Source organism: Marinobacter sp. M1C, assembly GCF_023314135.1.
Taxonomy (GTDB): Bacteria; Pseudomonadota; Gammaproteobacteria; order Pseudomonadales; family Oleiphilaceae; genus Marinobacter.
Window position 1 is genome coordinate 1,097,130 of the sequence record NZ_CP092289.1, and the last position, 17,150, is coordinate 1,114,279.

17 protein-coding genes are annotated in these 17,150 nt (G+C 54.9%); 11 read left to right on the forward strand and 6 right to left on the reverse strand.

What is annotated here, in order from left to right; translation table 11 throughout:
* Positions 1 to 2: 2 nt before the first annotated feature.
* Positions 3 to 917 (reverse strand): ornithine carbamoyltransferase, encoded by a 915-nt coding sequence (argF, locus tag MIH19_RS05315; RefSeq protein ID WP_249007878.1) that lies wholly within the window; start codon positions 915 to 917, stop codon positions 3 to 5.
* A 307-nt stretch (positions 918 to 1,224) separates the two neighbouring features.
* Here argF and grxD point away from each other — a divergent pair, with 307 nt between their 5' ends.
* Positions 1,225 to 1,551 carry a Grx4 family monothiol glutaredoxin gene (gene grxD, locus MIH19_RS05320; RefSeq protein WP_283164100.1) on the forward strand — a complete coding sequence of 109 codons (327 nt, stop codon included), beginning with the start codon at positions 1,225 to 1,227 and terminating at the stop codon, positions 1,549 to 1,551.
* Between the two features lie 146 nt (positions 1,552 to 1,697).
* Here grxD and MIH19_RS05325 read toward each other — a convergent pair whose 3' ends face one another.
* The 3 genes from MIH19_RS05325 to ccsA all read right to left on the reverse strand — a co-directional run bounded on the left by MIH19_RS05325 (position 1,698) and on the right by ccsA (position 6,221).
* A complete protein-coding gene (locus tag MIH19_RS05325; protein WP_249007879.1) occupies positions 1,698 to 3,899 on the reverse strand; it encodes a DUF1631 domain-containing protein in 2,202 nt (733 codons plus the stop codon).
* A 178-nt stretch (positions 3,900 to 4,077) separates the two neighbouring features.
* On the reverse strand, positions 4,078 to 5,358 hold the full coding sequence (locus MIH19_RS05330; RefSeq protein WP_249007880.1) for an HlyC/CorC family transporter: 1,281 nt from the start codon (positions 5,356 to 5,358) through the stop codon (positions 4,078 to 4,080).
* Positions 5,359 to 5,414: 56 nt separating this feature from the next.
* Positions 5,415 to 6,221, reverse strand: a complete 807-nt coding sequence (gene ccsA / locus MIH19_RS05335) for a cytochrome c biogenesis protein CcsA (protein ID WP_249007881.1) — start codon at positions 6,219 to 6,221, stop codon at positions 5,415 to 5,417.
* A 192-nt stretch (positions 6,222 to 6,413) separates the two neighbouring features.
* On the opposite strand from ccsA, the gene ffh reads away from it, so the two are divergent.
* From ffh to recJ, 10 genes are all read left to right on the forward strand, one after another.
* The gene (gene ffh / locus MIH19_RS05340; protein ID WP_249007882.1) at positions 6,414 to 7,799 is read left to right on the forward strand and encodes a signal recognition particle protein; all 1,386 of its coding nucleotides are present in this window, start codon (positions 6,414 to 6,416) and stop codon (positions 7,797 to 7,799) included.
* Positions 7,800 to 7,961: 162 nt separating this feature from the next.
* Complete coding sequence (gene rpsP / locus MIH19_RS05345) at positions 7,962 to 8,201, forward strand: 30S ribosomal protein S16 (protein ID WP_007348783.1); 240 nt, start codon at positions 7,962 to 7,964, stop codon at positions 8,199 to 8,201.
* A gap of 50 nt (positions 8,202 to 8,251) precedes the next feature.
* On the forward strand, positions 8,252 to 8,779 hold the full coding sequence (rimM, locus tag MIH19_RS05350; RefSeq protein WP_249007883.1) for a ribosome maturation factor RimM: 528 nt from the start codon (positions 8,252 to 8,254) through the stop codon (positions 8,777 to 8,779).
* 34 nt (positions 8,780 to 8,813) lie between these two features.
* Positions 8,814 to 9,539, forward strand: coding sequence for a tRNA (guanosine(37)-N1)-methyltransferase TrmD (gene trmD, locus MIH19_RS05355; RefSeq protein WP_249008951.1), 726 nt, complete (start codon positions 8,814 to 8,816; stop codon positions 9,537 to 9,539).
* A 25-nt stretch (positions 9,540 to 9,564) separates the two neighbouring features.
* Entirely contained in the window at positions 9,565 to 9,921 is a 357-nt protein-coding gene (gene rplS / locus MIH19_RS05360) for a 50S ribosomal protein L19 (RefSeq protein ID WP_249007884.1), read from the forward strand.
* 13 nt (positions 9,922 to 9,934) lie between these two features.
* Positions 9,935 to 10,879, forward strand: coding sequence for a site-specific tyrosine recombinase XerD (gene xerD / locus MIH19_RS05365; RefSeq protein ID WP_249007885.1), 945 nt, complete (start codon positions 9,935 to 9,937; stop codon positions 10,877 to 10,879).
* 100 nt (positions 10,880 to 10,979) lie between these two features.
* Positions 10,980 to 11,729 carry a thioredoxin fold domain-containing protein gene (locus MIH19_RS05370; protein ID WP_249007886.1) on the forward strand — a complete coding sequence of 250 codons (750 nt, stop codon included), beginning with the start codon at positions 10,980 to 10,982 and terminating at the stop codon, positions 11,727 to 11,729.
* A 120-nt stretch (positions 11,730 to 11,849) separates the two neighbouring features.
* Positions 11,850 to 13,151, forward strand: a complete 1,302-nt coding sequence (locus MIH19_RS05375) for a homoserine dehydrogenase (protein ID WP_249007887.1) — start codon at positions 11,850 to 11,852, stop codon at positions 13,149 to 13,151.
* Between the two features lie 26 nt (positions 13,152 to 13,177).
* The gene (gene thrC / locus MIH19_RS05380) at positions 13,178 to 14,578 is read left to right on the forward strand and encodes a threonine synthase (RefSeq protein WP_249007888.1); all 1,401 of its coding nucleotides are present in this window, start codon (positions 13,178 to 13,180) and stop codon (positions 14,576 to 14,578) included.
* A gap of 5 nt (positions 14,579 to 14,583) precedes the next feature.
* Positions 14,584 to 16,314: a single-stranded-DNA-specific exonuclease RecJ gene (recJ, locus tag MIH19_RS05385; RefSeq protein ID WP_249007889.1), complete on the forward strand. Its 1,731-nt coding sequence runs from the start codon at positions 14,584 to 14,586 to the stop codon at positions 16,312 to 16,314.
* Positions 16,315 to 16,379: 65 nt separating this feature from the next.
* Here the strand turns inward: recJ and MIH19_RS05390 are convergent, their stop codons facing one another.
* Together MIH19_RS05390 and MIH19_RS05395 are read right to left on the reverse strand one after the other, a co-directional pair.
* Entirely contained in the window at positions 16,380 to 16,715 is a 336-nt protein-coding gene (locus MIH19_RS05390) for an addiction module antidote protein (protein ID WP_249007890.1), read from the reverse strand.
* A 12-nt stretch (positions 16,716 to 16,727) separates the two neighbouring features.
* Positions 16,728 to 17,024, reverse strand: a complete 297-nt coding sequence (locus MIH19_RS05395) for a type II toxin-antitoxin system RelE/ParE family toxin (RefSeq protein WP_249007891.1) — start codon at positions 17,022 to 17,024, stop codon at positions 16,728 to 16,730.
* Positions 17,025 to 17,150 lie beyond the last annotated feature (126 nt).

The following is a 17,150-nucleotide window of genomic DNA, read 5'->3' on the forward strand; positions in this document are numbered from 1 at the left end:
AATTAATCCAGACGTTTGAGAATCAGGAATTCCAGCAGGGCTTTTTGAGCGTGCAAGCGGTTTTCCGCTTCCTGCCACACGACCGAGCCCGAATGCTCCATCATGTCTTGCGAGATTTCTTCGCCGCGATGTGCCGGCAGGCAGTGCATAAACAAAGCGTCTTTAGCGGCCAGTGCCATCAACTGCGGATTAATCTGGTAGCTCGAAAATGCGAGTTTACGGGCTTTCTGCTCGCTTTCCTGGCCCATGGAGGCCCACACATCGGTTACCAGCAGGTTGGCGTCGCGGGCGGCGTCTGCCGGCTCACGCATCACGGTGACATGCTCTTTGTGTGCTTCAAATACGGCGGCGCCAGGCTCATAGCCTTTCGGGCAGGCCACATTCAAATGAAAGCCGAACATTGCCGCGGCGTTGATGTAAGAATGGCACATATTGTTACTATCGCCGATCCAGGCTACCGTGGCACCGCGAATGCTGCCGCGGTGTTCGCGATAGGTTTGCATATCGGCCAGTAGCTGGCAGGGGTGGAAGTCGTCAGTCAGCGCGTTGATCACGGGCGCTGAGGAGGCAGCCGCAAAGCGCTCCACGGTATTGTGCGCGAAGGTGCGAATCATCACCGCATCGACCATGCTGGAGATAACAATGGCCGAGTCTTCAATCGGTTCGCCACGGCCCAACTGGGTGTCGCGGGGCGACAAAAACAACGCCGAGCCGCCAAGCTGCATCATGCCTGCTTCGAAGGATACCCGGGTGCGGGTAGATGACTTTTCAAAAATCATCGCCAGCACACGATTTTTCAAGGTGTCGCGGGTAACGCCCTGGTGCCACTCACGACGCAGGCGTGAGCCGTGGTCCAGTAGCGCTTCCAGTTCATCGGGAGTCAGGTCGTTCAGTGTTAAAAAATGCCGTACTGCCATGAAATGGCCCTTACCTCGCTGGAGGCCCGGGTTGCCGGGGCTTCTAGCCTGATGGTTGTGGATGTAGAGTGAAAAAATAGGGGCAATCAGTCTAGCCGCTCTGCGGTGGCATGACAACGATCAGGGCGCCGCCGGCGCCCTGTCTTTAGCCTTAGGGGACAGATTTCAAATCTATCCCTGGTTTTCGAAAGCGCCGCAACCGGCGACGGTTGGTAGGTCTGCCGAGGCAGTGTACAATGACTAAAATTGATTGCCTGAAGGCAAGCTTTCTTTTTTCATTTTAGCTTCCAGCACAGAGGTAGATAACATGGATATGAACGACACCATTAAAAGCCAACTCGAAGAAAACTCGATTATTCTGTACATGAAGGGTTCTCCTCAGGCGCCGCAGTGCGGTTTTTCGGCAAAAACAAGTCAGGCCTTAATGGCCTGCGGCGAGAAATTTGCTTTTGTGAATATTCTGGACAACCCGGAACTGCGTGAAGCGTTGAAAGTGCACTCTAGCTGGCCTACTTACCCGCAACTGTATATTAGCGGCGAATTGGTTGGTGGCTGCGACATCATTATGGAAATGTCGGAAAACGGTGAACTGGCCACAGCTGTAAAAGCTGCGTGTAAGCAGACAGAAGCCTAAAGCGAATTTTTCAGCGCTAAGAAAAGCTGCACATTGCGAATGAAACCTGCGCAGTTGGAATAGAACTCGCGCAATTGGAAAAGTGTGCACCTCAAACGAATAATGCCGGCGATACGCCGGCATTATTCGTTTGAGGTGCAGGGTTCTCAACCTGCTTTGCTTCGCAGAGACCCCACCACAGCGTTCAGTGCTCGGTCAATCAGCGCTCCTTGCTCCAGCAGCGTTAGCCGGCCCCGGCACATTTCTTGGGCAAGCTCGGTACGGGTTTTTTCAATCACTTTCAGGCCCATGCGGTTAACGAATACAAAACAGTCAGCTTCTTCAATAATAGCCGACAGTTTGCAACGGAAGCTGGCGCCGTTTACCAGGCTGAATTCTACCCAGCTGCCGGTTTCAATCTGATCAATCTGATCCATGTATTCAGAAATGGAGTTATCTTGCAGTTCTTCGCCGATGTTCGCTTTTTCAGAATCCGGCGCCACTACCAAAGGCTCTGTGCGGGTTTCTATAGCAGCGTTGGTGCGGAAAGCTTCGGCCAATTCGTATTTGAGCTGGGCCATCATTTCGTCGAGTTTGGATGAATTGAACGATACTTCTTCAAGCCCGGCGCGCAGGGTTTTCAGCAATCCCGGCACCACACGAACCCATTGGTCGCGCTCGGCTTCCTCGTGATGGGGATGCAGGCACCAGATAAGGTCGTCAAGCACTTTTACCGACTCGTTCCAGCGGTGCTCCATTTCGTCCCTGAGGTAAGTCAGGAACATAACCCGGCTCCAACCATTAACAACGATGGTGTGGATGGTTTTCGGCAGTTTGTAACGGGCCAGCTTTTCTTTCAATATCGTGTCAACGGTTTGCTGGGCTTTCTGGGATTTTATGCGGCCACGCTCAGATTCGCGGGTGCGTTGCTCTACCAGGGTTGAACGTTTGTTTTCGCGCTCCAGAAAGGCGTCGAATTCGTCATTCAGGGCAACAAACAAAGACACGTCGCCGTCAAACTCTTCAAGAATGCGCTGCACAATGGTGTGAATCTGGTTATACAGTTTGTCTCGCGACTTTTCGTCACTGTTGCTCCAGCCAATGCCGGCGCGGGCAAGGTTGTTGAGCAGGCGCCGGGCGGGATGGCCACCATGACTGAAGAAGGTTTTATCGCGCATCACCACTTTTAATATGGGTATTTGCAGGCGGCTGACCAGCACCTGAATGGGTGCTGACAGGTTATCGTCGTCGAGAATGAAATCGAACAGCATAGACACAAGATTAATGAGGTCTTCATCGGCCTCTGTTATAGCGGCTTTGCGGCCGTCTTTGCGCTTTACCTGCGCCAGAAGTTGGTGCATCAACTCCAGTAAATCTATGGTTAATGGTTCGCCCTGGCTCAGGTCTTCGCCGAAGCCTGTGTAGCTGGCGCTGTCAAATGTCTTCTGCGCAGGCAAAGCGTTAAGAAGTTCGCCAAGCTCAGCGGCAGACACTCGGTGTACCGGGCGGCTATCGGAGCGTTGCTGCGGAATACCGGCGTTGCTACGCTGGTGCGCAAGCATGCTACGTATCTGTTCGAACACCGCGCTTTCGCTTGCAGCATCAATCTGCGATGCGCCCATTGAATCCGCGTTATCGGCTGCCTTGCCGCCGCTGCCCTGATTTTTTGAGGTATTTTTACCCTGATGGCGGAAGTGAGGGATAACCCCGGCCTTCACCAAAATGCGGTTGGCTTCGTCTAATAGCATGCCAAGATTTGACATAACGTAGCGGTCAAACTGCTTTAGCAGAATCAGGCGCTCACGAATTTGGATTTCCATGGGCTGTATGGCGTGTATGAACGCCATGCCTAAGTGTTCTGGCGCCAAGGGGTTCGCTATAACACCGTCTGCGGTTTTGTATACTTGGCTGAAACGCGCCTCCAACTGAATCAGCTGGCCTTGAAAGTGCGCTTTGGCTTTCCCGGCCATGGCGTTCAGCGCAACCTGTTCTTCTAGGTCATCATTGCCCACCAGCGCGAGGTTGTCTGCGTCTATGGCTTGGGGCTGGTTATCGGGACGGGTCTGGCTGGGTGGCGACACAAAAAACGAACTAATTGCCTCGCTGAACTGGCGTTCAACGCCTTTGCGCTTGATGCGAATTTCCCGCATGGCTTCAAAGTAGCGGTTTTGTTCGTTATTGTTGCGGCAGTTGTTGGCGAGTTCAAACAGCGAGTCGTCGACAGCGTCCAGTGCGCCCTGTAACAGGTCGCCCAAGCCGGCAACAACGGTTTCCCGAACGCGTACCGCTTCGAGTGGAACAGGCGCGGCTTCACCATTAACGCCTTTCTGACGCTGGTGGATATAATGAATGCCGGACTGTTCGTTCATGGCAGGGTCCTGTCTGTCTCGCGCCGCCTGGGCCTTTTGTAGGCTACTTTATACAACGGAAATTAAGATTATTGGTCAAATTTAACCCATCTGAATCTTTTTTTATACGTTTGCTTTTTAGTTTTCACGACGAACTGACAAAATCATGCACCAACGGTCACTAAGGCTGGCTTGATGTTCAGCGGCCAAGCCCGCGTTTCTTGCGTTTTTTGGGATGCACAATGGCCGCCTTCACAACATTATCCTTAATCTGTAGCACTTCAACTCGATGCCCGCCAACTCTCAGGCACACGTTGCTGTCGGGAATGTTCTCCAGAGTTTCGGTAATCAACCCGTTTAGGGTTTTAGGGCCATCCAATGGCAATTTCCAGGACAAACTTTTGTTAATTACCCGCAGAGAAGCTGTGCCGTCAATAATATAGGTACCGTTATCCTGGGGAATAATGTCTGGGCTGGTGGATGCATAGTCGGTGGTGAATTCGCCCACAATTTCTTCAAGAATGTCTTCCAGCGTGGCTAGGCCCAGTACTTCGCCGTATTCGTCTACGACAATGCCAAAGCGACGGCGACCCTTCTGAAAGTTAATCAACTGGGTGTTCAAAGGTGTGCTTTCCGGAACAAAGTAAGGCTCGGTGCACAGCTGTACAATCATGTCTTTGTTCAAGTCATCCTTTTGCAGCAGTTTGGTGGTGTTGCGCAAATGCAGAATGCCCTGAATTTCATTAATGTCGCCTTTATAAACCGGCAGGCGGGTGTGCTGGCTGTTGCGTAACAGGCGCAGAATGCTGTCCAGGTCGTCATCCAGATCAATCCCGACGACTTCGTTACGGGGCACCATAATGTCCGTCACGGTCACTTTTTCCAGGTCCAGTATGCTTACCAGCATATCCTTGTGCTTGGCTGGAATCAGCGCACCGGCTTCGTTCACCAGGGTTCGCAGCTCCTCGCGGCTGAGGTGATCGTTGGCGATGTCTTCCGGCGACACCCGCAGCACTTTCAAAATGCCACCGGTGAGCAGGTTTACCGCCCATACCACCGGGTAAAGTATTTTTAGCAGCGGAGCGAGCACATAGCTGGCAGGAAAGGCGATTTTTTCTGGAAACAGCGCGGCCAGGGTTTTGGGCGTCACTTCCGCAAAAATCAAAATAACAATGGTCAGCAACACCGTTGCTATGGCAATGCCGGCGTCGCCCCAGATGCGTATCGCAATCACCGTGGCAATGGCCGAGGCAAAGATGTTAACGAAGTTGTTGCCAATCAGGATAACGCCGATCAGCTGATCGGTTCGTTGCAGAAGTCTGTGGGCGCGCTTGGCACCTTTGTGACCGGTTTGCGCCATGTGCTTCAGGCGATACCGGTTCAGCGACATCATTCCGGTTTCAGAGCTGGAAAAGAAGGCCGATAATAGAATCAGTCCGGCGAGTGTAATAAACAGCGCGGTCAGCGATGTTTCGTTCAAGCGAGGTATCCTCTTTATTTGTGAAAAGCGTGAAGGGCGTGGAAGGCGCTACCGTTTTACAGGCCGCGATGGAAAATCAGTTCCAGAGCCAGCTTGCTGCCGTAGAACGCTACCATTAATAATGCGCAGCCTGCCAGTGTCCAGCGGCTAGCGGTCACTCCGCGCCAGCCTTTGGTGTGGCGGCCAATCAGCAAGGCCACAAACACCAGCAGCGAGAGTATCGAAAACAGAGTCTTGTGGGCAATGTCCTGGGCGAACAGGTCTTCCACAAAAAGAGCGCCGGTAACAATGGCTAGAATCAGTAGCACAACGCCTGCCCACACCAGTTCGAACAGTACCGACTCCATGGTTTGCAGCGGGGGTAAGTTGCGCAACAGGCGGCTGTTGTGGTTGTTTTTGAGTTGGCGGTTCTGGACAGACAACAGCACGGCTTGAATGCCTGCCAGGCTGAACAGGCTGTAAGCGGTTACTGACAGGGCAATGTGGGTGAGCATGCCGTAGCTGTGCTCTGGCACCAGCCTCGCCGGAGAGGGCGCTGCCAGTGCGACAATAATCGTCATGCCGGCCAGAGGGTATACGCCTAATAAAAGGTTTTGCAGGGGCTTGGTAAGATTCAGCCCCAATAGCAAGAATGTGATCAGCCAGGAGATAATCAGCGAGCTGCGCACGATGCTGAAATCGAAGCCGCCGTCATGATGCACAATCTGAGTGATCAGCAGTGCGTGGCCCACCAAGGCAAGAATGCCCACCAAAGTGGTCATTGCCAAGCTGCTTTGCACCCGGCCGCGGAAATGAAGAGCCTGCAAGGCCGTGCCAATGCTGTATAACAGAAGTGAGGTAACCGCGAGAATCAGCGTTCCCATAAAGTGTTAATCCTGGGCTGCCCTATATGCCACTGTTCAGGCTGAGGTTTACGGCGCATTAAAAGTGATTTCACTGAGCTGGTCGTTTCGGGACGATAGTCTGGTTATAATGTGCCAATTATGCAACCGGAATCAACAGGCCCCGGGGTCTGTTGATTCCTGAATACTCTTATCCGGGTACGGAAGAACCGCATGTTTGAAAATCTACAGGACCGACTCTCCGGCAGTCTGCGCAAAATCACGGGTCAGGCGCGGCTTACCGAAGACAATATCAAAGATACGTTACGTGAAGTTCGCATGGCGCTGCTTGAAGCCGACGTTGCTTTGCCGGTGGTCAAGGACTTCGTAGAGAGTGTTCGCCAACGTGCCATTGGCCAGGAAGTTCAGCGTAGCCTGACACCCGGCCAAGTATTTGTGAAAGTGGTGCAGCAGGAGCTCGAGCGGGTGATGGGCGAGGCCAACACCGGCCTGAACCTGTCGGTTGCCCCGCCTGCGGTCATTATGATGGCGGGCCTGCAGGGTGCCGGTAAAACCACCACCGTTGCCAAACTGGCGCGATTCCTGAAAGAGCGCCAAAAGAAAAGCGTGATGGTGGTCAGTGCCGACATCTACCGCCCGGCTGCTATCAAACAGCTGGAAACCCTGGCCAACGAGGTAGGCGTAGAGTTTTTCCCCAGCTCCGCTGACCAGGACCCAGTCGCCATTGCCGAAGGCGCCATCAGCGCAGCGCGCAAGAAACACATTGATGTGGTGATACTGGATACGGCCGGCCGCCTTGCCATTGATGAAATGATGATGGGCGAAATCAGCCGCCTGCACGCCGCGGTAAAACCGATAGAAACCCTGTTCGTGGTAGACGCCATGACCGGGCAAGACGCCGCCAACACCGCCAAGGCTTTTAATGAAGCCCTGCCGCTGACCGGCGTGGTGCTCACCAAAACCGACGGCGATGCCCGTGGTGGTGCGGCCCTGTCGGTACGCCACATTACCGGCAAGCCGATCAAGTTCCTGGGTGTGGGCGAAAAGTCCGACGCTTTGGAGCCGTTCCATCCAGACCGCGTGGCGTCACGCATTTTGGGTATGGGCGATGTGCTCTCCCTGATAGAGGAAGCCGAGCGCAAGCTGGACCAGAGCAAAGCCGAGAAGCTCACCCAAAAGATCAAGAAAGGCAAAAGTTTTGATCTTGAAGACTTCCGTGACCAACTCCAGCAAATGAAAAGCATGGGCGGTATTGGTGGCCTGATGGACAAGCTGCCGGGTATGGGCCAGATGGCCAAAGTAGCCCAGCAGCAGGTAAACGATAAATCAATGGGGCAAATGGAAGCGATTATCTGTTCCATGACGTCCAAAGAGCGCCGTTACCCGGACACCATCAACAACTCGCGCAAGCGCCGTATTGCCAACGGTTCCGGTTCGCAGATTCAAGATGTGAACCGACTGCTGAAGCAGCACAAGCAAATGCAGAAGATGATGAAAAAATTCAGCAAGAAAGGCGGAATGGCCAACATGATGCGCGGTTTGGGTGGTATGATGCCGCCCGGCGGTGGAGGCGGTCAGCCTCCCTTTGGTCGTATGTAAAATGCCTTACGCCTAAAACAGGGAAACAACCGGTTTCGCTGTTTTCTTTGGCGCTTTTTTAGCATAGAATAGCGCCCCTTTCGAGTATGGGTCTTCATGTTAGCCGCTTCTGGCTGCATTGAATCGTACAAAGTTCGTACAACAGAACAGGATATTGGTTAAATGGTAAAAATCCGTTTGGCTCGCGGCGGCTCCAAGAAGCGCCCGTTCTACCATCTGACAGTGACCGACAGCCGCAAAGCACGCGACAGTCGTTTTATTGAACGTGTCGGCTTCTTCAACCCGATCGCCCGTGGACAAGAAGAGCGTCTACGCGTTGATCGTGAGCGTGTTGCGCACTGGATCAGCCAAGGCGCACAGCCTAGCGATCGTGTTGCCCAACTGCTGAAAACCGCAGACTAGTTTATTAGAGCAATCTGAAGATTAGCCTGACACACCCCGGGGTGACACACATGGCAGAATCCTCGCAGGAAACTGTTATCGGCCGTATTACCGCGGTGTTTGGGATCAAGGGTTGGCTAAAAGTCTACTCTTTCACCGATCCCAGAGACGGAGTACTAAACTACCGCAACTGGACCCTGGTTCAGGACGGCAAGCGTATTCCTGTGAAGCTTGAAGAGGGTCGCCGCCAAGGGCAGGGGATCGTCATCAGGCTGAAGGGTGTTGACGACCGTGATGTTGCCCAGCGTTATTGCGGGGCTGACATTCATGTGCCAACCGAACAGTTACCAGAGCTGCCCAAGGGCGACTATTACTGGTATCAGTTGGAAGGCCTTGAAGTGTTCACGGTTGAAGATGAATGCTTGGGAACAATGCATCATATGCTGGAAACCGGCGCCAACGACGTATTGGTAGTGCAGGCAAGCCCTGCTTCTATTGATCAGCGCGAACGGCTAATCCCTTACCTGCCTGACGAAATCGTTATGCAGGTGGATTTAGCCAATAAGCGTATGGTGGTTGACTGGGATCCGGAGTTTTAAGGTGTGGATTGGCGCTGTCAGTCTGTTCCCGGAAATGTTTTCAGCGGTAACCGATTATGGCATCACCAGCAGGGCCGTACGTGACGGGTTAATAACCTTTCACAGCTGGAACCCGCGGGATTTTACCCATGATCGTCATCGCACAGTAGACGACCGCCCCTACGGTGGCGGCCCCGGTATGCTGATGAAAATTCAGCCGCTACGGGATGCTATTCACGCTGCACGGCAAGCGGCTCCGGGCCCGGCTTGTGTGGTGTATTTATCGCCTCAGGGTGAAACCCTGAATCAGGCAGTTGTTGAATCTCTGGCAGCAGAGCAGCGGCTAATACTGGTGGCGGGCCGTTATGAAGGCGTGGATGAGCGCCTGATTACGGCAGAGGTAGATCGTGAAGTGTCGCTGGGAGACTTTGTGCTTTCCGGTGGCGAACTGGCAGCCATGGCTGTTATTGATGCGGTTACGCGCCTCATCCCCGGAGCGCTGGGTCATGCGCAGTCGGCAGAGCAGGATTCGTTCGCCGACGGTTTACTGGATTGTCCGCACTATACCCGGCCCGAAGTGTATGAAGGTCAGGCTGTGCCGGATGTTTTGTTGGGCGGTCACCATGATCAGATCCGGCGTTGGCGGCTTAAACAGTCGCTGAGGCGAACCAGCGAGCGACGCCCCGACCTGCTTGAACAGCGGGAGTTTTCGGAAGAAGAGCGCAAGCTGCTGGCAGAGATTTTAAACGAACCGTGTGCCTCTGAATCTTCAGGGCATTAAAAGATTGGGAATCAGGAGCATAACGATGAGCGGCAAGAACAACATCATCAATCAAATTGAAACAGAACAGATGACCAAGGAAATTCCGCCGTTCGCGCCGGGTGATACCGTGGTCGTTCAGGTTCGCGTAACTGAAGGCACCCGTGAGCGTCTGCAGGCGTTTGAAGGCGTTGTAATCGGTAAGCGCAACCGTGGCATGAACTCTTCCTTCATCGTACGTAAGATTTCTTACGGCGTGGGCGTAGAGCGTACATTTCAGAGTTTCTCCAAGCTGATTGAAAGCGTAACAGTGAAGCGTCGTGGCGTTGTGCGTCAGGCCAAGCTGTACTACCTGCGCGAACTGTCTGGTAAGAAAGCTCGTATCACGGAAAAGCTGGGCTGATTGGCCTCTCGCCATGCTCAGTGTTAAAAAAGGCAGCCACGGCTGCCTTTTTTGCATTTCGGCAGAAGACGAGGCAGTCATCGCACGCTTCTGCGACGCCATCTGGCTGGAAGATGGGCTCAGCGAAAAAACCCGTGAAGCCTACCGCAGCGATCTGGGCGGCCTGGCGCAGTGGCTTCAGAGCCAGCTCGGCACACCGTTGCTGATAGCCGCCCAGCGTAGTGATTTGCTGGCTTGGCTATCCGGCGGGCTGGCAGGCGGCGTGAAAGCCTCTACGGCTGCACGCCGGTTGTCTGGCATTCGCCGCTTTTACCGCTATTTGCTCCGCGAAGGCTTGATACCCGAAGACCCAACCCTTCGCATAGACAGCCCCAAGCTAACGCGGCCGCTTCCAGACACCCTCACCGAAGCCGAAGTAGACGCGCTGTTGGCCGCGCCTGACCCCGAAGTGCCTATAGAGCTGCGCGACAAAGCCATGCTGGAAATTCTGTACGGCTGCGGCTTACGGGTGACCGAATTAACGTCATTGCGGTTGGACCAGGTGAACTTGCGCCAAGGCGTGGTGCGCATTACTGGTAAAGGCGATAAAGACCGCCTGGTGCCCTTGGGCGAAGAGGCCATAGACTGGCTGTTACGCTACATAAAAGAAGCGCGACCGGAATTGCTGAAAGGCCACGCCTGTGACGACCTGTTCCCCGGCAACCGCCCAAAAGCCATGACGCGCCAAACGTTCTGGCACCGCATCAAGCATTACGCGGTGCGCTCCGGTATTCAAAAGCACCTGTCGCCGCACACCCTGCGGCACGCTTTCGCAACTCACTTACTCAATCACGGTGCGGATTTACGGGTGGTGCAAATGCTGCTGGGCCATGCGGATTTATCCACTACCCAGATATACACCCACGTGGCGCGCCAGCGCCTGCAGGAACTGCATCGGCAACACCACCCTCGAGGGTGAGAATGTTCGTTTTGCTGCTCTTCTACGTCGATTTTTTGCTACCCTAAGCCCGTGCTGAATTAACTCGGTCTGTTTTTTTAACCATATTGCGGACACCCATATGTCTTTTTCTCTGCCTGTTGTTTCCCGTCTTGTTGCCGCGACCCTGTTGGGTGGCTTACTGCTGCCAGCATTCGCCGTTGCAGAGGATATTGAAGAGCGCATCACCCAGCGCCTGCAAGCCGCCGTACCCGGCCTGCAGGTAGAAAGCATGGCGCCGGCAAAAGCGCCGGGCATTTACGAAGTGCGCACCAACAGCGGTCAGATTGTGTACGCCACCGAAGATGCGGAATATCTGTTTATTGGCGACCTGGTCAAACTTGAAAACGCCGGCTACGTTAACCTTACCGAACAGGCACGCACCAGCCAGCGCCGGCAAACTATAAACGAGCACGCCAAAAAGGGCGGCTTGATCCAGTACGCCGCCAAAGGCGAACAAAAAGCGGTGATTGACGTGTTTACCGACATTGATTGCGGTTACTGCCGCAAATTACACGGCGAAATGGACGAACTTAACGAACTGGGCATTACCGTGAATTACTACGGCTTTCCCCGTTCCGGTCCGGGTACCGAATCCTTCCGCAAGTACGTGTCCGTGTGGTGCGCAGAAGATCCGCAAGCGGCTATGAACAACGCCAAAAGCGGCGGCGCCGTCAAGCCCGCTGACTGCGCCAACCCGGTGGCTGAGCAATACAACCTTGGCCGACTGGTCGGCGTAACCGGCACCCCCGCTATCGTATTGGAAGACGGAACATTAATGCCCGGCTACGTGCCTGCCGAAACCCTGGCGCGCGGTTTGGGTATTCTCTAAATAATGTGCATTCTTTAGGCAATCAGCCGCCGCCAGGTCTTATTCCGCAAGCTGTGAATCGGTATACTGTGCGGCCTTAATCATCAGCTATCAGCAGCCATCGTCATCAGAGGTAAAAGAGTGAAACAGGTCAGTGTCGGAATTTGCGGACTCGGAACCGTGGGCAGCGGAACCTTCAAGGTACTCACTCGTAACGCGGCGATCATTGCCGGCAGATCCGGGTGCAACATCCAGATTACCCGCATCGCCAGCCGAACCCCTCGCTCAGACATCGACTTGGGCGGGGTTCCCTTCAGCACTGACGTCTATGACGTGGTGAACGATCCTGCCATTGATATTGTGGTGGAAGTGATTGGCGGCTACGATGCCGCTAAAGAGCTGGTGCTGACCGCGATCAAAAACGGCAAGCACGTGGTTACCGCCAACAAAGCATTGATAGCAGAGCACGGCACCGAAATTTTTGCCGCGGCTGAAAAAGCCGGTGTAATCGTGGCTTATGAAGCGGGTGTAGCCGGCGGTATTCCGGTTATCAAAGCCATCCGCGAAGGCCTGGCGGGCAACCGCATTGACTGGATTGCCGGCATTATGAACGGCACCGGTAACTACATTCTGACCGAAATGCGCGCGGGCCGTGAATTCGCCGGCGTGCTGGAAGAGGCCAAGGCTCTGGGTTATGCCGAAGCTGACCCGACCTTTGACGTGGAAGGCATAGATGCGGCCCACAAGCTCACCATTCTGGCCTCGGCCGGCTTCGGTGTGCCGCTGCAGTTCAACAAAGCCTACACCGAAGGCATCTCTAAAATTACCCCTTACGACATCGCTCACGCCGAACAGTTGGGTTATCGCATCAAGCATCTGGGCATTGCCCGCCGCCGCGAAGACGGCATAGAACTAAGGGTTCACCCCACGCTGGTGCCCCAGAGCCACCTAATTGCACAGGTAGACGGCGTACTGAACGCCATTCTGGTAGACGGCGACGCCGTTGGCCAAACCATGTACTACGGCCCGGGTGCCGGCGACGAAGCCACCGGTTCTGCCGTGGTTGCCGACATTATCGACGTTGCCCGCATAGTCGCCAGCGGCAGCAGCTTACGCGTACCCTTCCTGGGTTTTGCGCCAGAAGCGATGGAAGATCTGCCGGTACTGGAAATGGAAGACGTACAGTCGGCGTATTATCTGCGCATCACCGCGTTTGATCGCCCAGGTGTGCTGGCCAAAATCGCGACTATTTTGAGCGACAGCGGCATCAACATTGAATCCATCATGCAAAAAGAATTCGAAGTGAAAGACGGCCGCATCCCGGTGATTATCCTGACTCACACAGTGCAGGAACGGCAGATGAACGGCGCCATTGCAGAATTGGAAAACCTGCCAGACATAGACGGCCAGGTGGTTCGTATTCGCGCTGAAAACTTTTACTAACAGCTTTCACTAACAGGTAGTCGCACGTGAGATACATCAGCACGCGGGGTGAAGCGCCCGCACTGGGTTTTGAAGACGTTCTATTAACCGGCTTGGCGCCAGACGGCGGCTTGTATGTGCCCGAAAGTCTGCCCCAGTTCAATCTGGAAGAAATTCGCAGCTGGCGCGGCCTAAGCTACAGCGAACTGGCGTTTAAGGTGATGTACCCGTTTGTGGAAGGCGCCATTCCCGCCGACGATTTCCGCACCATGCTGGACGACACCTACGGCGTTTTCGCCCACAAGGCCATTGCCCCGCTGGTACAGATCGACAGCAACGAATGGGTGCTGGAATTGTTCCACGGGCCAACTTTGGCGTTCAAAGACTTCGCACTGCAACTGCTGGGCCGCCTGCTGGATTACGTGCTGGAACGGCGTAAGCAGCACGTGGTGATTATGGGCGCTACCTCTGGCGACACCGGTTCGGCCGCCATCGAAGGCTGCCGCCGCTGTGAACACGTGGATATCTTTATACTGCACCCGTACCAGCGCGTGTCTGAAGTACAGCGCCGGCAGATGACCACGGTGCAAGGCGATAATATTTACAACATTGCCGTAAAAGGCAATTTTGATGACTGCCAGCGCATGGTTAAAGCCAGCTTTGGTGACCAGTCATTCCTGGGTGGAAAAACTCAGCTGGCGGCGGTGAACTCCATCAACTGGGCGCGCATCATGGCCCAGATTGTGTATTACTTTCATGCCTCTCTGGCTCTGGGTGGGCCAGATCGCAGCATGGCGTTCTCGGTGCCAACCGGTAACTTTGGCGATATTTTCGCCGGTTACCTGGCGCGGAAAATGGGCCTGCCCATTTCTCAGCTGGTGATTGCCACCAACCGCAACGACATACTGCATCGCTTTATGAGCGGCAACAAATACGAGCAGCACCATCTGGAGCATACCCTTTCGCCAAGTATGGACATTATGGTGTCCAGCAACTTCGAGCGTCTGCTGTTTGATCTGCACGGCCGTGATGGCCACGCAGTGAAAACGCTGCTGGAAGATGCCTCCAAGGGCCCGGTCAGCATCGACGACTTCCGTTGGAAACAGGCCCGCAGTCTGTTTGACAGCAGTGCTGTAGACGACAAAGACACCTGCGACACCATCCGCGACGTGTTCCAGCAGAACGCATATCTGCTAGACCCGCACACCGCCATTGGCGTGCGCGCCGCCCGTAACTGCCGCCGCGATGCCAGCATACCGATGATTACCCTGGGCACCGCCCACCCGGCGAAATTTCCCGATGCGATAGCAGCATCTGGTGTGAGCGCCAGGCCTGAACTGCCGGCGCATCTGGCCGACCTGTTCGAGCGGGAAGAGAAATACACTGTGCTGGATAACAATATTGCCGACGTTCAGGCCTTTATTGCCAAGCACTGGAAAAACACCTGAGCGGCATGACCCCCAAAAAAATCCTGCGTCGCCCCCAGCCAGCCAACGTGCCGGGTTGGGGGCAAGACTTGCCGCCCATATTACGCCGTCTTTACGCCGCCCGCGGTGTAACCTCTGACGACCAACTCAGCTACACCCTGCGCCACTTGGCATCGCCGCTTCAGTTACGGGGCATAGACCGTGCCGTAGAATTGCTGGCCGAAGCCATCGAAAAACAGCAGCGGGTGCTGATACTCGGGGATTTTGACGCCGACGGCGCCACTAGCACCGCCGTCGCCCTATTGGGTTTGGGCATGCTGGGCTTAAAGCACGTGGATTTTAAAGTACCCAGCCGGTTTTCGGACGGTTACGGGCTAACCCCCGGCATTATTTACCGCTTGCAAGAAGACGGCCCGCTGCCAGATTTGATTGTGACGGTGGATAACGGCATAGCCGCCGTGGAAGGCGTGCGCGCCGCCCGCGAATTGGGCATGCTGGTGGTGGTAACCGACCACCACCTGGCGGGCGACGAACTGCCCCAGGCCGACGCCATTGTGAATCCCAACCAGCCAGGTTGTGAGTTCATCAGCAAAAACGCCGCCGGCGTAGGCGTGATGTTCTACGTGCTAACCGCCCTGCGCAAACACCTGCGCGAGCAGGGCAGGCTGCCAGACCCCGAGCCCAATCTTGGCACTTTGCTGGACTTGGTCGCATTGGGAACCGTGGCCGACGTAGTGCCGCTAGATCACAACAACCGCATATTTGTAGAACAGGGCCTGCGCCGTATACGTCAGGGCAAAACTCGCCCCGGTATACTGGCGCTGCTTGAAGTAGCAGGCCGCGACCACACGGCCATCGGCAGCACCGATTTAGGCTTTGTAGTGGGCCCGCGCCTGAACGCCGCCGGTCGCCTGGACGATATGAGCGTGGGCATCGCCTGCCTGCTGGCTTCAAGCCCAGACGAAGCCCGCCGCTTGGCGCAAGAGCTGGATACCTTCAACCGCGAACGCCGCACCATCGAAAAAGGCATGAAAACCCAAGCTCAGGATTTGCTGGCGTCTATGTCGTTGGATTTGGAAGGTTTACCTTGGGGTTTGGCGCTGTTTGATCCGGACTGGCACCAAGGGGTAATCGGCATACTCGCCGCACGCATCCGCGAACAAACCAACCGGCCCACCGTTGCTTTCGCAGCGGATGATAACGGCAAAGACATAAAAGGCTCCGCCCGCTCCATTCCCGGCCTGCACATTCGCGATGCCCTAGCGGTCGTTGACGCTCGCCACCCCGGCCTGCTGAAAAAATACGGCGGCCACGCCATGGCTGCCGGCATGACTCTTGCCGCGGGCGACCTGGAAGCCTTTTCCAACGCCTTCGACAAAGCCGTACGCGACAAGCTAACAGCCGCAGACTTGGAAGCCGCCATCACCACCGACGGCCCCCTAAGCGCCAGCGAACTCAACCTGGACACCGCCGCCTTACTAAAACGCGCTGGTCCCTGGGGCCAACACTTCCCCGAACCCCTGTTCGACGGCGAATTCAGCGTCGTCAGCCAGCGCATAGTCGGCCAGAACCACCTAAAACTGGTGTTGCAACCCACAGAGGGTGGCAACATCATCGACGGCATAGCCTTTAACACCGGCGCCGAAGTGCCGGACTACACCCTTACGGGTGTGAGGGTGGTGTACAAACCAGACGCCAATACCTTCCGCGGCAGAACCAATCTGCAGTTGATGATTGACTACCTGGAGCCGCGCTGACCCCAAGGTTTTCGGGGCAGTGCGAGGTTATAAAGATTCACCAAAAGGTGCGTCTAGCCTTGGTTCTAACGCCTAAAGTTTTGCTTACCAACAGGAGGTGGCACCGCCTGCAAATGAACGCCCAAGGCGTGCAAAACGCGGTTTATGGTGTCAAAGCGCGGACTTGCGCCCGGCTTCAGAGCTTTGTAAAGGCTCTCTCTGCTCAGCCCGGTAGCGCCAGCAATCTCAGTCATACCTCTGGCGCGGGCAACATGCCCCAGAGCCCTCAGCAGTTCATCGTTATCGCCATCCTCGATGACTTCAGACAAGTAAGCCGCGATAACCTCATCGTTATCAAGGAACTCAGTGATATCGAAAGGTGTGAAACCGTGTTTTTTGTACGCTTCTTGGTTGATAGCCATGGTCAAATCCTCTTACTTTTGCAGCTCAGCCGCCATGCGCTTGGCCAGTTCGATATCTTTATTCTGGCTGGCCTTATCACCACCAACCAGTAAGAAATACACCCTGTCGCCATCCTGGATGTAATACAGCCGGTAGCCTGGCACGGTCTGGATACGCATCTCGTTAACAAAATCGCCAACACTTTTGGTGTCGCCAAAGTTGCCATTTTCAGCCCGCTCAATTCGGCGCGCAATGCTGATAACGCCCATCGGGTCTTTCAGCTTCTTCAGCCAGCTTTTGAATGTTTTGCTTTGGCGAATAATGTTCATAGGCTGACTGTATCCATTCGGATACATAGATACAAATTAAATAAAAGGAAACACCTATTTCACTCCGTCTGACGAGCCCGAAAACAGGGTGAACGCGTTATGCTCATCTCCAATTCATAATGTATG